The sequence below is a fragment of the Novosphingobium sp. PASSN1 genome, from assembly GCF_002278815.1.
On sequence record NZ_NKIS01000002.1, the window covers coordinates 114,461 to 129,294 of the forward strand.

Here is a 14,834-nt window from a genome sequence, read left to right on the forward strand (position 1 = left end):
GTGATTGAGATTGTATGGTGATTTTGGTGCACCCGACAGGATTCGAACCTGTGGCCTCTGCCTTCGGAGGGCAGCGCTCTATCCAGCTGAGCTACGGGTGCTTGGCCAAGAGCGCCTAGCAGCGCGGCGCGCGGGTTGCCAGTGGTTTGTGGCCAGAAGTTTGTGGCCCCAAGTTTGTGGCCCCAAGTTTGTGGTCGAAGGATTGCAGTTTAGCGATTTGGTAGCGGGCGCTGCCTTATGCCGCATCGCATGGTTGCACGTCCTCCTTCCCCGAATGCGAATCGCGGCGCGGCGCGGCTGGCGGCCAGCCCGATGGCGATGAAGTGGACTGCCGTTCACGAAGCGGCATCGGCGGTGGGCGAACTGGCCGGGAATGCGCCCGAATACCGCACCCCCGATCTGCGCAATTTCCCTGCGATCATGCGCGATACCGGCGGCTGGCGGCTGCGTCTGGCCGAGCAAGGGGTGGATGATCTTGCTGCCATTCTCGAACCCGGGCTTGCCGCGCTGCTTGCGCTGCACGGCAGCGGCGCGCCAGCCGGAGCGGCGGCGCAGGCGCTGTGGCAGGAGTTCCACGCCGCCCGCGCCGCGCTGCTGGCCCTGATCCCGCCGCTCGGGATCGAGCGTTAGGGAAAACCCGCGCTTTTCTTGTTCCATTTTTGTTCTTAAACTGCAGCTATGATCGATTCGCTTCTCCCCGCTGTAGCCCCGCCGTCGCAAGAGCGTGAAGCGCAGGCCGTGGCGCGCGGGATCGGGCGGCTGTTTGCCCGAAACGGGATCTGGTGCCTGCCGGAAATGCCCCTGCGATCAGGGCGGCGGGCGGACCTGATGGGCATCGATACAAAGGGTCGCATCGTGATCGTGGAGATCAAGGTGGCGCGCGCTGACCTGCTGGGCGATGCCAAGTGGCCGGATTATCTGGACTATTGCGACAGGTTCTATTGGGGCCTTGCCCCGCATCTTGACCGCGCCTGCCTCGAAACCCCCGCGTTCCGGCCCGAGGTTTGCGGGGTGATCGTGGCCGATGGCTATGACGCGGAGATCATCCGCCCAGCCCCCAGCCTGCCGCTCGCCGCCGCCCGCCGCAAGGCCGAGACCGAGCGGCTGGCGCGCGCGGCGCTGCGGCGGCTGGTGGTGGCGGGTGATCCGCAGTGCGCCGGGTGGGGCGAGGAGGGTTAGAGAATACCCGCCGTCGCCAGCAGCAACCACAGGCCGAGCGCGGCAAACAGCACGGCCGCCACGGTGCGCACCACGCCCAGCGGCACGCGCTTCACCAGTTCGCCGCCGAGTAGCACCGCCGGGACATTGGCCAGCATCATGCCCAGCGTGGTGCCTGCCGTGACCGCAATCGCATCGTGATACCGCGCGCCCAGCGCGATGGTGGCGACTTGTGTCTTGTCACCCATCTCGACCAGGAAGAACGCGATCAGCGTGGTCAGGAACGCGCCGCCGCGCGAGACGGAGGGGGCTTCGTCATCATCGAACTTGTCGGGCACCAGCGTCCAGGCCGCCATGGCAAGGAAGCCGACGGCAACGGCATAGCGGAAAGCCGGGCCATCGAACCATCCGGCCGCCACCGAACCCAACAGGGCCGCGAGGAAATGGTTGGCGAGGGTTGCCACCAGAATGCCGAGAATGATCGGCATGGGCCGCTTGAACCGCGCGGCGAGCACGATGGCGAGGAGCTGGGTCTTGTCGCCTATCTCGGCGAGAGCGACGATCGTAGTGGAAGTGAGCAGGGCTTCGAGCATGATGAATTCCGGGGCCGGGCGAGCGATCGAGACAACGGCACCCAGCTTCCCCCGCCCGGCCGGACAGGGAAACAGGTGCCATTGGTCTCGCCCAGCAGGTGGTGCCGAAAGGCTCCGTTCCTGCCGCCTGCGCCATGGCCTCTCGGCCAAGCATGTTGACGCGCCGGACGGATCCGGCAGGGGACTGCGCGGGGCTGCGCAGCGGCTACTCCCCAAGTGACAGCGCACGCCCTAATCGCCGCAGCCCGATCTCGCAAGGCAGCTTGCGCAGGGCGCGGCGGCCCATAATATCTGGACGCAGCTACGAATTCCTGTATTCCATAGAATACAGCAACGCATTGCCGACCCGGCCACGGGAGAAGGTTGCGCAATCGAACCAGGAAGCGACTTTGACCCGAAGAGCGATCCTTGCTGCCGCGGCCTGCGCCGCCCTCAGCGTTGCCCCCACCGCCACGGCCAAGCCCGGCCCGCTCGCCAAGGCGCTCGGCGCGCCGGATGATCTATCGATCAGCGCCACCGTGCGGGCGCGGGCCGAAGGGATCGACGGGCAGTTCCGCCCGAGCCCGGCGGCGGCCGATTCGATGGTTTCACTGCGCACCACGCTGGCCATCGAATACGATGCGGGGCCGGTGCGTTTCGGCGGCGAGCTGTGGGATTCGCGGGCCTATGGCGAAGCGGCGACGTCTTCGATCACCACGTCCGACGTGAACACGCTCGAACTGGTGCAGGCCTATGCGAAGATCGAGCTGGGCGATGGGAAAAAGGGCGCGAAAGGCGGACGCGGGCTGCTGACGCTGGGCCGCCAGACGATGGACATCGGCTCGCGCCGGCTGGTGGCGCGCAACCGCTATCGCCAGACCACCAATGCCTTCACCGGCGCCGATCTGGAATGGACCACACATGGCGGCACGCGGCTGCAGGCGTTCTGGATGATGCCGCAGATCCGCCGCCCGGATGATGCGCAGGGCTTGCAGGACAACAAGGTCAAGTTCGATCTGGAGACAACGCGCGTCCAGTTCTTTGGCGCGCACGCCACGTTGCCGCACGTGCTGGGCGGAACGCTGGAGGCCTATGGCTTCCGGCTGGCGGAGCAGGATGTCGACAACCGGCTGACGCGCAACCGCCGCCTCTGGACGCTGGGCGGGCGGGCCTTCGCGCGGCCTGCGGCGGGGAAGTGGGACCACGATATCGAGGCAGCTTATCAGTTCGGCACGGCGCGGCGCAGCACCAGCGCGGCGGATACCGCCGATCTCGATGTCTCGGCGTGGTTCGTGCACGCCGAAGCGGGATACACCCTGAAAAGCGGCTTGCTCAAGAAAGACTGGCACCCGCGCGTGGCCGCGCTGTTCGATGCCGCCAGCGGCGATGGCGGCAAGGCCGGGCGCTTTGGCCGGTTCGATACGCTTTATGGCGCGCGGCGGTTCGATTTCGGGCCGACGGCGCTCTATGGCGCGCTTCAGCGCACCAATATCATCTCACCCGGACTGCGACTGGAACTGGTGCCGGACAAGCGCAGCGACGTGATGGTGAGTTACCGCGCGCTATGGCTGGAGAACCCGCGCGATGCTTTCGCCACGACCGGCGTTAAAGATGGCAGCGGCGCTTCGGGCCGCTTTGCCGGGCATCAGGCCGAAGTGCGGCTGCGGCATTGGCTGGTGCCCGATCTGCTGCAGGCCGAAACCGGCGGTGCGGTGCTGTTCAAGCGCGGGGTGCTGCGCAGCGCGCCGAATGCGCCCGCCAGCGGCAATAGTCTCTACGGCTATTTCGACCTGACGCTGACGCTCTGACCGCGCTGCCCGATGGCGGCCAGAATGGCATGCTTCTGCGCTGCGCTGGCGCTGGGCCAGGCCATGATCTCGCCCATCGTGCGCGCGCAGCCCTGGCACAGCCGGGTCAGCGGATCGAGCGTGCAAGTGCCGGTGCAGGGACTGGCGGGATGATCCGTCATTTCTGTTCCGCAGCCAGACGGCTCATCAGCAGCGCCGCCCGCTTGGCCTGCAAGGTGAGGCTGGCGAGATCGGCCGTCTCTTCGGGCGTATGGTCGCCTTGGCTTGCCGGACCAAGGCCGACGAGCCCCGGCACATCGGCGGCGACAAAGCTGATATCGCCTGCACCGCGCTTCAACGGATCGAGCGGAGCCATCGCGGGCAGGCCGAGCGCGGCGTTGACAGCGTTGAGCCGCGCCAGCAGCGCGCGGTTGGCATCGGTGGGGGCCATCGGCGGATAGCCGTCCTCGAACGTGATCCGGGCGGTGGCTCCCGGATAGGCGCGCGCGGCGATGGCGGCCATGCGCTCCTGCGCGCGGGTGTTCTGTTCGGGCGAAAGCGTGCGCAGATCGCCGCGCGCGATAGCCTTGGCGGAGATGATGTTGGTCTTGCCGGTGGCGCTGACATGCGCCTGATCGGCGGCAAGCGCGGCTTCGGCCCCGCCCGCGATCATGCCGACGTTGAGCGTGAGGTTGGGCTCAGGCACTTCGGCGCGAATCGCCGAAAGAATGCGCGCGAGGGCATAGATCGCGCCGTCGCCATTGGCACCGAACACGCCGCTGGAATGGCCGGACTTCGCCTCGACCTCGATGGTCCAACTATAGGCCGAACGGCGGGCGATGGAGCCCATGTCGATCAGCGTGCCCTCAGGCCCGACATCGCGGGCCAGCCCTTCGAAATCGAGCGCGACGTCGGCCTTCCGGCCTTCTGCGATCAGATCGGCGCGGGCGGCGGATTGCGGATCGCCGGCGTCTTCCTCGTCGCCGGTCAAATAGGCGGTCACGTTGGCATTCTTGAGCGTGCCCGCCGCCGCCATTGCCCGCAGCGCCGCCAGCATGGCCACAACGCCGCCCTTGTCGTCCGCAACGCCCGGGCCGGTCGCGAACGGGCCGCTGCGGGCGAACGTCTGGAACGGGGAATCGGCTTCGAACACCGTATCGAGGTGGCCGATCAGCAGCAGGCGCTTTGCTCCGGGCTTTCCGGTATGCTTGGCGACGAGGTGCCCGGCGCGGCCGGTCTGCTCCATCGGCAGCCACTTGACCGTAAAGCCCAGTGCTTCGAATTCCGGGCGGAGCATTTCAGCCACCGCCTTGACCCCGGCGATGTTTCGGGAGCCGGAGTTCTGGTTCACCAGCTTCTCAAGCAGTGCGATATCGCGGCCCGCGTTTGCTTCGACAGCCGCCACCATGCGGCGCTCCGGCGCGGACAGCGCGGGCGCGGCGCAGACCGTGGCGGGCAGGAGAAGCGATGCTGCGAGGAGCGCAGCGGCAAGGCGGATTTGCATGATTCCCTGATAGAGCGACAGGGCCGCGCTTGGGAAGCCCGCTGCCCGTTTGCGCAATTTCCTTGCTTTCCCGCGCAATTGCGTTTAAGCGGCACCCCAGCAGGACTGGCGAGCGGACTTTCCGCCGCAAGCCCGGGCAAGCGTGAGGACCGCCGTTTCAGGGCGAGACCCGCCCCGGCTTAACAGCTGCTTCGCTTGGCTTCCCCTTCACGCATGGGTCGCATGGACGACCCCCTGCCTGCGCGCCGCATCTCGCCGCGCGCGCCACACAACGATTGGATTCCCATGTCTTATTTCCGCGATCTCGGCCTTGCTGAGCCGATTCTCCACGCCCTTGAAACCAAGGGTTATACCGACCCGACGCCGATCCAGCGCCAGTCCATCCCCGCGCTGCTCGAAGGCCGCGACCTCCTCGGCATCGCGCAGACCGGCACCGGCAAGACCGCCGCTTTCGCGCTGCCTTCGCTGCACCGCCTGGCCGCCAATCCCCAGCCGCGCAAGCCGGCCTCGTGCCGCATGCTGGTGCTTTCACCCACGCGCGAACTGGCCGCCCAGATTGCCGAGAACATCGCGGCTTATGCCAAGAACCTGCGCCTTGTCGTCGATTGCGTGTTCGGCGGCGTGCCGGTGGGCAAGCAGGCCCGCCGCCTCGTGCCGGGCGTCGATATTCTGGTGGCAACGCCGGGCCGCCTGCTCGATCTGATCGACCAACGCGCGCTCACGCTGGGCAAGGTCGAGATCTTCGTGCTCGATGAAGCGGACCAGATGATGGACCTCGGCTTTATCCATGCGCTGAAGCGCGTGGCGAACCTGCTGCCCAAGGACCGCCAGAGCCTGTTCTTCTCCGCGACCATGCCCAAGGCGATCGCGGATCTCGGCAAGCAGTTCATCAACAACCCGGTGCGCGTGGAAGTAACCCCGCAGGCGAGCACAGCCGAGCGCGTCGAGCAGTTCGTCACGTTCGTCAATCAGGCGGAAAAGCAGGCGCTGCTCACGCTGCGCATCCGGGCGCTGCTGGCCGATGGCAAGCTCGACCGCGCGCTGGTGTTCACCCGTACCAAGCACGGCGCGGACCGCGTGGTGCGCCACCTCTCTGCCGCTTCGATCAGCGCGCGCGCGATCCACGGCAACAAGAGCCAGGCACAGCGCACCGCCGCGCTGGACGCGTTCCGTCAGGGTTCGTGCCCGATCCTCGTCGCCACCGATATCGCCGCGCGCGGGATCGACGTGACCGGGGTGAGCCACGTGTTCAACTTCGAGCTGCCCAACGTGGCCGAGCAATATGTCCACCGCATCGGCCGGACCGCGCGTGCGGGCGCGGACGGTGAGGCGATCAGCTTCTGCGCGCCGGATGAAAAGCCCTACCTCAAGGACATCGAGAAGCTGACCGGCATCAAGCTGATGCCGCTGCCGCTGCCCGAAGGCTTCCTCGCCGAGGCCGCGAAGCTCCCCGCCGTCAGCCGCAAACCCGAAGAAGCCGAGCGCGATGCGCGCCGCGATGACCGCGATGCACGCGGGCGCTTTGGTGATCGGGGCGGCAACCGTGGTGGCAATCGCGGCGGCGGCCAGGGCAGTGGTCAGGGCCGAGGCGGTGAACGGGTGCGCGATGATCGCACGCCCGGTGGCCGCGCGCAGGGCCGTGATGGTCGTCCGCGCGATGCCAATCCGCGCAGTGCCGGTGCTGATCGCGGGCCGGTGGGCAATCCCGTCCACGCGGATCGCGGTGAACGGCCGCAGGGTGAGCGGCCCCGTGATGATCGGCCGCAGGGCGACAAGCCCCGCAGCTTCCGCCCGGGTGGCGGCAATGGCGGCGGTGGCGGCGTTGGCCAGCACCGCAACAAGGTTCGCCGCGCCGTCTGATGCATCGCGCCGTCTTGTGGACTGCCCCGAGTGCGGGCTGTCCACAAGCGCGCGGGGCTGGCATAAGCCTTTATCATGATTTCCTCTTTTGCCCTGAGCGCGACCGAAGCGCGGCCCGCATGAACGAGATGTGGCTCTCCGCCCTCGTCATGACGGTGATCGTCGGCGTGCGCTATCTCGCGGTCAGCGGGGTCTTCGCGTGGATCACCGCGCGGGTGCGGCCCGGCCACTACGCGGGCCTTGGCCCCCAAATGCGCAGCGAGATCAGCTGGAGCCTTACCTCCGCCGCGATCTATGGCGTGCCCGCCGGGATCATCGCCTGGGGCTGGCAGCACTATGGCTGGACGCGGGTCTATACCGATGTGAACGATTGGCCGCTGTGGTGGCTGCCGGCATCGCTGTTCGTCTATCTCGCGCTACATGACACGTGGTTTTATTGGACGCACCGCTGGATGCACCGCCCGGCGGTGTTCCGCGCGGTCCACACCGTGCACCACGCCAGCCGCCCGCCCACCGCGTGGGCGGCGATGAATTTCCATCCTGCCGAGGCCGCCATCGTCGGCCTGTTCATCCCCGCGCTGGTCTTCGTGGTGCCGATCCACGCCGGCGTGCTGGGGATCGTGCTGATGGTCATGACCGTGATGGGCGTGACCAATCATATGGGCTGGGAGATGTTTCCGGGGTCGCTCGTTCATTCGCCAGTAGGGCAATGGGTGATAACAGCTAGTCATCATCACCGTCATCACGAGCTCTATCGATGCAACTATGGCCTCTATTTCCGGTTCTGGGATCACGTGTGCGGGACGGACAAGGGCGTTTCGGCGCCATGACGCGCAAGGCGGGTCTGGCGCTGGCCGCCTCGCTGCTGGCCGCGCCGTTGATCGCAGGCGCTCCGCTACTGGCCGCGATCCCGCAAGTGCAGGCCGTGGCCACAGGTGCACCCAGCTCGATTCTGGTCGAGATCGGCGGCCTGCGTTCGAACCACGGCCAGATCATGGCTTGCATGACCGCGAACCCCAAGACCTTCCCCGATTGCCAGAAGGATCCGGCAGCCCGCCACCTCACCGTGCCGGCGCTGAACGGAGAGACGGTGCAGTTCAAGGACGTGCCGCAGGGCCGCTATGCCATCGCCCTGTTTCATGACGAGAACGGCAACGGCCGCATGGACAAGATGATGATGCTGCCGAAGGAGGGCTTCGGCTTCTCGCGCGATGCGCCGCTGGTGTTTGGCCCGCCCCGCTTTGGCGCGGCTTCGTTCCAGGTCGGTGCAGCGCAGCTGCGGACCGCGATCAAGGTTCGTTATCTCCTGTAACATTTCCTTGCGCCGCGCCGACGCTTGAGGAAAGGGCGCAAAGCCATATGCGCCTTCCGCTGGAGTTACCACTTGTCTGAAACCGTTTCGGATGCGCAGCCGCTGCGCTCGCTGCTCTACATGCCTGCCAGCAACCGCCGCGCGGTGGACAAGGCGCGCGCGCTGCCCTGCGATGCGGTCGCGCTCGATCTGGAAGATGCCGTCGCGCCCGAAATGAAGGACGAAGCCCGCGCCGCGCTGGTCGAGGAACTGACCGCAGGCGGATTTGGGCACCGGCAGATGATCGCGCGGATCAACCCGCTCGGCTCGCCGTGGGGCAAGGCCGATCTCGCCGCGCTGGCCGGATGTCCGCTGGGTGCCATCCTTGCACCCAAGGTGGATGATGCCGCCGATGTCGTGGCGCTTTCGGTGGCGATGGACGGGGCCGGTTATGATCCCGCCGTGCGCCTGTGGGTGATGATCGAGACGCCGCATGCCGTGCTGGCGCTTGAGCGGATTGCCGCCTCCGCGCGCATTTCGCGGCTTGGCGGCTTCGTGCTCGGGCTCAACGATCTCGCCAAGGAAACCGGGATGGCGCAACTGCCTGGCCGCGCCGGGTTCGTGCCGGTCATGGTCCAGTCGCTGATGGCCGCGCGCGCCTATGGCCTCGTCCTGCTCGACGGGGTGTGCAACGCGATCGACGATCCCGCGCGGCTCGAGGCCGAATGCACGCAGGCGCGCGATCTGGGGCTTGATGGCAAGACCCTCATCCATCCCTCGCAAGTGGAAACCGCCAACCGCGTGTTCGCGCCAGGCGAAGCGGCGGTGGCTGAAGCGACCGCCATCGTGGCAGCGTTTGCCGATCCCGCCAACGCAGGCAAGGGCGCGCTGAAGGTGAACGGCAAGATGGCCGAACTGCTACACCGCGATATGGCGGTGCGCCTGCTGACCAAGGCGGCGGCCATCGCGGCGCGCTAACGCGCTGTCCGACCAAACGAAACCACATTCGAACAATTGCGCGCGGATCGGCGGCGCAACTTAAACACATCTTTACCATGTTGCGCCATGACAGGCCCCATCACACGACCACGGGGACGGGTTCATGGATACGTATCGCGGCATAAGCACGGAGGGATCGGAGGGCCGCGGGCCCATCGATTACACGGCTGATTATGCCAGCTACGAGGAATCGATCGACGAACAGGGCCCTGTTGCCGCGCCGCCGCCCGCCATCGGGCAGGACGAGCGCCGCATGCAGGTGCGCGCGTACAATTTCTGGGCCAGCCTGCTCGATTCCGGTCCGTTTCCCCCCGTCCAGTCGCTGCTCGACGGACAATTGCCGGATTTCGCCGATCATTCGGTGCTGCTGCATTTCGAACACGGCATCGAGGATCCGGCGATCCCGTTTCTTGGCAAAGTGCTGGCCGACGAATGCGACACGGGCGGCCCGCTGCGCCGCCTGAGCGACATTCCCGGCCGCTCGCTGCTTTCGCGTATCACCGATCATTATCTGCAGATTATCGCCAATCAGGCGCCCATCGGATTCGAGGCGGAATTCGTCAACCAGCGCGGCCGCACGATCCTCTATCGCGGCATCCTGCTGCCCTTCTCCACCGACAACGCGACCATCGACTACCTCTACGGCGTGATCAACTGGAAGGAACTGGCCGACCAGCAGACCACCGATGCGTTGCTGCTGGAAATCGACCAGGCGCTCGACCAGCGCGCCGGCAGCGCCGCGTTCGTGCCGCGTAGAAGTGCCGAAGTGCCGCTGGGCGGCTGGGCGGATGGGCCGGACAGCGACATGCTGCACGATGAGGCCGATGCTCTCGCCCCGCTCGATCTGGCGGAATTCGGCGCAGAGATCCTTCCCGGCGACGCCCTCCCCGTCCTCGACCTCGCGCCCGCCGAGCCGGAGCCTGACTCGCTGGCCGATTGGCTCGCATCCGCGCGCGATCTGGCGCACATCGCCCATACCAACGAGGACCGCACGCGCGGCGCGCTCTATGCCGCGATCGGGCGGGCATGGGATTTCGCGCTGGCCGCGCAGGACGCGCCCGAGGACTTCGCCGAGATGGTGGCCGATGCCGGCCTGAAAAGTCAGGTGCGGGCGCCGCTGACCCCGCTGGTCAAGCTGGTGTTCGGCGCAGACTACGACAAGACGCGCATTGCCGAATATACCACCGCCCTCACCCACGCGCAGCGCCTTGCGCTCGGCTATGGCCAACTGGGCGGCTATCTATCCAAGACGCCCGGCGGGCTGAAGGGCGTAGTTTCGCTGGAACGCAAGCTGCGCCGTGAGGAAACCGGCAAGGCGGCGGCCAAGCCCGGCGCATCGCTGGCCGAGGATCTGCGCGCGCTCGATCACAAGCCGCTCTATGCGCTGGAGCCCGAAGGCGCCGAGTTCGCGCTGGTGCTGGTGCGCCGCCTTGCGGGTGGCTCTGCCGTGCTACTGGGCGAAATTGCCGACGATCAGCCGATGCTGGAGCGCGCGGCGCGCCGTTTGCTGGGCTGAAGGGCTGCTTTCCCGCCGTCACAAAACCGTCTAGCCATGGCCCATGGCAGACGAACCGACTTTGACGCGCACGCCCCGCACATCACGCCGCCGCTGGCTGGGGTGGACACTCGCGGTGCTGGCGCTGCTCGGCGTTGGCGGGTTTCTCCTCTACCGTCAGGCGCTGGCGACCGAAGCCGTGGCCTTGCTCGACACCGCGGACCGCGTGCTGCGCGGCGGCGATGGCGCGATCCGCGTGGTGGCGGCGGTGCGCTATGGCAGCGATCCCGCGCAGAAACTGGAGATGATCGTTCCGGCGGATAGCGCCGCACGCAAGGGCCCGCTGCCCATTGTGGTGTTCATCCATGGCGGCGGCTGGCGTTCGGGCGATCCGCATGACTACCGCTTCATCGCCCGCGCGCTCGCGCCAGAAGGCTATGCCGTGGTGCTCGCGGGCTACCGGCTCTATCCCAAGGCGCGCTATCCGGGGATGCTGGAGGACGGCGCGGCGGCGCTGCGCTGGGTGGCCAACAACGCAGCCGCGTACGGCGGCGATCCGCAGCGCATTGTGCTGATGGGCCATTCCGCCGGCGCCTACAACGCGGTCATGCTGGGGCTGGATCAACGCTGGCTGGCAGCGCGGGGGCTTTCCGCCAATGCCTTGCGCGGGGTTGTCGGCCTTGCCGGACCTTATGATTTCTATCCGTTCGACAGCGCGGCAACGAAGCTGAGCTTCGGCAAGGCGCCCAATCCGGAAGAGACCCAGCCGGTCGCCCACGCCCGCGCCGGAGGGCCGCCGCTGCTGCTGGTCCACGGCACCGCCGATACCCGCGTGCGCCCGCGCAATTCGGTGGGCCTCGCCCGCACGATGACCCGCGCCGGAGCGCCGACACAGGCCGTGCTGCTGGACGGCGTGACGCACGAGGGCCTGATCATGATGTTCGCGCGGCCCTTTTCACGCGATCCGCGCGCGATCGATGCGGTGCTGCCGTTCCTCGCGAAAGTCACCGCTTCACCGCCGGTTCAGGCGAGCGGCGGATAAGCTGGCAGCGTCGTGACACGCTCCCTTCCCCGCCGCATCGGCCGCACCCTCGCGGCCACTCTGGCACTTGCGCTTGCCCCCGTGATCGGCTCCGCACCGGCGGCCGCGCAATCGGTGCTGCGCGATGCCGAGACCGAAGCGTTCTTTCAGGAAATGGCCGCGCCCATCGTGGCGGCGGCAGGTTTCAATCCCCGCACCATCGATGTGATCCTGCTCAACGATCCTTCGATCAACGCCTTCGTGGCGGGCGGGCAGGCGGTCTATTTCCATTCCGGGCTGCTGAGCGCGGCGGACAACGCGCAGGAAGTGCAGGGCGTTTTCGCGCACGAACTGGGCCATATCACCGGCGGCCACGTGATCCGGGGCGACGAGGGCGGCAAGCCCGCCACCGGCATTACCCTGCTCAGCCTGCTGCTGGGCGCGGCGGCGGCGGCGGCGGGTTCGGGCGAGGCCGGGATCGGCATCATGATGGCCGGGCAGCAGGCCGCGATGGGCAAGTACCTGGCGTTCAGCCGCGCGCAGGAATCCTCTGCCGATGCCGCCAGCGTCGATTTCCTCACCAAGGCGGGCATTTCGGGCAAGGGCTCGATCGATTTCTTCAAGAAGCTGCAGAACATGGAGTTCCGCTATGGCTTCAAGCGCGACAGCGACGCGGAGTTCTATTCCACCCACCCGATGACCTCGGACCGCCTGACGACGCTGCAGGATTCCTTCTCGCAGGATGCGGCGTGGACCAAGCCAGCCGATCCCGCATTGCAGGCGCGGTTCCTGCGGGTGAAGGCCAAGCTCGTCGGCTATCTGGCTGAGCCTGCGGCCACACTCGCCGCCTATCCCGAATGGATGCAGGATGCGCCTGCGCACCTCGCCAGGGCCTATGCCTTCCACAAGGAAGCGCTGATGGACAAGGCGCTGGCGGAAACCGACGCGCTGCTGAAGATGGACCCGAACGATCCCTATGCGCTGGAACTCAAGGGGCAGGTCCTGCTCGAATCCGGCAAGCCGAAAGACGCGATCGAACCGCTGCGCCGCGCGACCGAGCTGACCCGCAACGCGCCGCTGATCGCCACCACGCTGGGCCATGCGCTGCTCGCCACCGAAGACAAGGCCAATTTCCCCGAAGCAGCGCGCGTGCTGCGCACCGCCGTGGCGCGGGACCGGGATAATCCCTTCGCGTGGTACCAGCTTGGCGTCGTGTATGAAGCGCAGGGCGATATCCCGCGCGCGCGGCTGGCCAGCGCCGAGCAGCAATTGGGCGAAATGCGCCTGCCCGAAGCGCTGCGCAGCGCCGAAGCGGCGGAAGGCGCGCTGCCCAAGGGCACGCCCGATTGGCTGCGCGCGCAGGATATCGCGATGTCTGCCCGCGCGATGATTGAGCGCATGCGCAAGTCGCGCTAGCGGTTCTTGCTGACTTCAGGAGTTTCCCAGATGCGTTTCACGCCCTTCCTTGCCCTCGCGCTCGCCCTTGGCGGAGCAGGCGTCGCCGGCGGCTGGTGGGCGATGCATGGCAGCAACGCGGAAGCTGAAGAGGCCGCCGCCGCTGATGGCAAGCTGGAAGGCCAGCTGGCCGAGGCCGGGATCGACGCCCGCCAGCGCGGCGCGATCGAGGCGCTGGTGCACAGCTACATTCTCGAACACCCCGAAATCCTGCCCGAAGCGATGGAAAAGCTGCAGGCGCGCGAAACCGAAGCCCGGCTTGCGCCTTTGCGCGGCGCGGTGGAAACGCCGTTTCCCGGCGCGGTCATGGGCAATCCGCAGGGCAAGATCACCTTGGTGGAGTTCACCGATTTCGCCTGCACCTATTGCCGCAGCAGCGTGGCTGATGTCGAAGCGCTGGTGAAGGCCAATCCCGATCTCAAGGTGGTGGTGCGCGAACTGCCGATCATCGCGCCCGAAAGCGAACCCGCCGCGCGCATGGGCCTCGCCGCTGCCGCGCAGGGCAAGTATGCCGCGTTCCACAAGGCAATGTTCTCAGGCGAACGCCCCAGCTCCACCAGCATCGCCGCTGCCGCCAGTGCCGCGGGGCTGGATAGCGCGGCGGCTGGCACATTCACGCAGACGCCCGGGGTGCATCAGGAGCTTGAGCGCAATCTTGGCCTTGCGCGCCAGCTTGGCATCAGCGGCACTCCGGCGTGGAGCGTGGGCGGCAAGCTGCTGACCGGCGCGATCGGGCGCGAGGCGCTGCAGCAGGCGGTCGATGCGGCGCGCAAGGGCTGATGCGGCTTCATGGCATATGGGCAGGCGGGATTGCCCTGTTTCTGGCCACCCCATCTGCCGCGCAGCCAGCCGATGACCTGCAAGCCGCCGATGAACGCGTGCAGACGATTGGCTGGCGGCTGAGCCACGCCAACGCGCAGCAATGCCCGCGCGGCGCGCCGGGGATCGGTATCCTGCTGGGTGATATGCAGACCTTCAACGATCCGGCGGCGGCCCGAGCCGCCTATGGCCTCTCCGGCGATATCGCCGTCGCCGCAGTCGCCGCGGATAGCCCCGCTGCCGCAGCAGGCCTTGCCGCCAACATGGTCATCACCGCCGTTGCCGGGGAGGCAATCGGCCCACCACCGCCGCGCGGCAGCTGGGACCGGGTCTGGGCCTTGCAGGCGCGGCTCGAACAGACGGCAGCGCAGACCGGCGAAGTGGCGCTGACGCTGGCTGGCGGGCGGGTGATCACGGTAAAGGCGGCCCCGTCCTGCGCGGTGCGGTTCATCCTCGATGATGCCAAGGGGAACGCGGGGGCAACGCGCGCGCAAGTGCGCATCGGCCGCAAGACGCTCGCCCGGCTAAGCCAAGACGATGCGCTGGTCGCCGCCCTTGTCGCACATGAACTGGCCCACGCCGCGCTCGATCACGAAACCGTGCTCGGCCCCGGCAAGCGCACGGTTGAGGCCGTGCGCCGCACCGAACGCGAGGCGGACCGGCTTTCGGTGTGGATCCTTGCGAAGGCGGGCTATGATCCCGCCGCAGCCCCGCAGATGATCCGCCTGATCAGCCCGCACGGCCTGTTCGTGGTGGCAGCGCCCACCCACGGCAAGGCCAGCACCCGCGCGCAGGTCATGACGGCGGAAATCGCCGCGATGAACGCCGCGCCGGACCGGGACTGGGCCTTGCGGTTTCGCCGGGAACCCTAGG

Annotated in this window: 15 protein-coding genes and 1 tRNA gene; 12 read left to right on the plus strand and 4 right to left on the minus strand. The window is 67.5% G+C overall.

Annotation, left to right across the window (positions count from 1 at the left end; all coding sequences use genetic code 11):
* Positions 1–24: 24 nt before the first annotated feature.
* Positions 25–101, minus strand: a tRNA-Arg gene (locus CFE35_RS03470).
* A 136-nt stretch (positions 102–237) separates the two neighbouring features.
* Between CFE35_RS03470 and CFE35_RS03475 the strand changes: the two genes are divergently transcribed.
* Both CFE35_RS03475 and CFE35_RS03480 read left to right on the plus strand, forming a co-directional pair.
* The gene (locus CFE35_RS03475; protein WP_292927999.1) at positions 238–630 is read left to right on the plus strand and encodes a hypothetical protein; all 393 of its coding nucleotides are present in this window, start codon (positions 238–240) and stop codon (positions 628–630) included.
* A gap of 48 nt (positions 631–678) precedes the next feature.
* Positions 679–1,179, plus strand: coding sequence for an MmcB family DNA repair protein (locus tag CFE35_RS03480; protein ID WP_292928001.1), 501 nt, complete (start codon positions 679–681; stop codon positions 1,177–1,179).
* Here CFE35_RS03480 and CFE35_RS03485 read toward each other — a convergent pair.
* Complete coding sequence (locus CFE35_RS03485; RefSeq protein WP_292928003.1) at positions 1,176–1,751, minus strand: TMEM165/GDT1 family protein; 576 nt, start codon at positions 1,749–1,751, stop codon at positions 1,176–1,178. The two genes, CFE35_RS03480 and CFE35_RS03485, sit on opposite strands and share 4 nt — an antisense overlap.
* 389 nt (positions 1,752–2,140) lie before the next feature.
* On the opposite strand from CFE35_RS03485, the gene CFE35_RS03490 reads away from it, so the two are divergent.
* Positions 2,141–3,538, plus strand: a complete 1,398-nt coding sequence (locus tag CFE35_RS03490; protein ID WP_292928005.1) for an alginate export family protein — start codon at positions 2,141–2,143, stop codon at positions 3,536–3,538.
* Here CFE35_RS03490 and CFE35_RS03495 read toward each other — a convergent pair.
* Both CFE35_RS03495 and CFE35_RS03500 read right to left on the minus strand, forming a co-directional pair.
* Positions 3,511–3,699: a DUF1289 domain-containing protein gene (locus CFE35_RS03495; RefSeq protein ID WP_292928007.1), complete on the minus strand. Its 189-nt coding sequence runs from the start codon at positions 3,697–3,699 to the stop codon at positions 3,511–3,513. The genes CFE35_RS03490 and CFE35_RS03495 overlap by 28 nt on opposite strands.
* On the minus strand, positions 3,696–5,021 hold the full coding sequence (locus tag CFE35_RS03500) for a M20/M25/M40 family metallo-hydrolase (protein ID WP_292928009.1): 1,326 nt from the start codon (positions 5,019–5,021) through the stop codon (positions 3,696–3,698). The genes CFE35_RS03495 and CFE35_RS03500 overlap by 4 nt, the downstream gene beginning before the upstream one ends.
* 285 nt (positions 5,022–5,306) lie before the next feature.
* Here CFE35_RS03500 and CFE35_RS03505 point away from each other — a divergent pair, with 285 nt between their 5' ends.
* The 9 genes from CFE35_RS03505 to CFE35_RS03545 all read left to right on the plus strand — a co-directional run bounded on the left by CFE35_RS03505 (position 5,307) and on the right by CFE35_RS03545 (position 14,833).
* Entirely contained in the window at positions 5,307–6,881 is a 1,575-nt protein-coding gene (locus tag CFE35_RS03505) for a DEAD/DEAH box helicase (protein WP_292928011.1), read from the plus strand.
* Positions 6,882–7,000: 119 nt separating this feature from the next.
* Entirely contained in the window at positions 7,001–7,711 is a 711-nt protein-coding gene (locus CFE35_RS03510) for a sterol desaturase family protein (protein WP_292928013.1), read from the plus strand.
* Positions 7,708–8,193 carry a DUF2141 domain-containing protein gene (locus CFE35_RS03515; RefSeq protein ID WP_292928015.1) on the plus strand — a complete coding sequence of 162 codons (486 nt, stop codon included), beginning with the start codon at positions 7,708–7,710 and terminating at the stop codon, positions 8,191–8,193. The genes CFE35_RS03510 and CFE35_RS03515 overlap by 4 nt, the downstream gene beginning before the upstream one ends.
* Positions 8,194–8,265: 72 nt before the next feature.
* Positions 8,266–9,150, plus strand: a complete 885-nt coding sequence (locus CFE35_RS03520) for a CoA ester lyase (protein ID WP_292928017.1) — start codon at positions 8,266–8,268, stop codon at positions 9,148–9,150.
* Between the two features lie 124 nt (positions 9,151–9,274).
* Positions 9,275–10,687 carry a hypothetical protein gene (locus CFE35_RS03525; protein WP_292928019.1) on the plus strand — a complete coding sequence of 471 codons (1,413 nt, stop codon included), beginning with the start codon at positions 9,275–9,277 and terminating at the stop codon, positions 10,685–10,687.
* A 43-nt stretch (positions 10,688–10,730) separates the two neighbouring features.
* A complete protein-coding gene (locus CFE35_RS03530; protein WP_292928021.1) occupies positions 10,731–11,708 on the plus strand; it encodes an alpha/beta hydrolase in 978 nt (325 codons plus the stop codon).
* A 60-nt stretch (positions 11,709–11,768) separates the two neighbouring features.
* Complete coding sequence (locus CFE35_RS03535; protein ID WP_292928845.1) at positions 11,769–13,103, plus strand: M48 family metalloprotease; 1,335 nt, start codon at positions 11,769–11,771, stop codon at positions 13,101–13,103.
* A 30-nt stretch (positions 13,104–13,133) separates the two neighbouring features.
* Positions 13,134–13,922 (plus strand): DsbA family protein, encoded by a 789-nt coding sequence (locus tag CFE35_RS03540; protein ID WP_292928023.1) that lies wholly within the window; start codon positions 13,134–13,136, stop codon positions 13,920–13,922.
* Positions 13,922–14,833 (plus strand): hypothetical protein, encoded by a 912-nt coding sequence (locus tag CFE35_RS03545; RefSeq protein ID WP_292928025.1) that lies wholly within the window; start codon positions 13,922–13,924, stop codon positions 14,831–14,833. The genes CFE35_RS03540 and CFE35_RS03545 overlap by 1 nt, the downstream gene beginning before the upstream one ends.
* The last annotated feature ends 1 nt before the right edge of the window (position 14,834 follow it).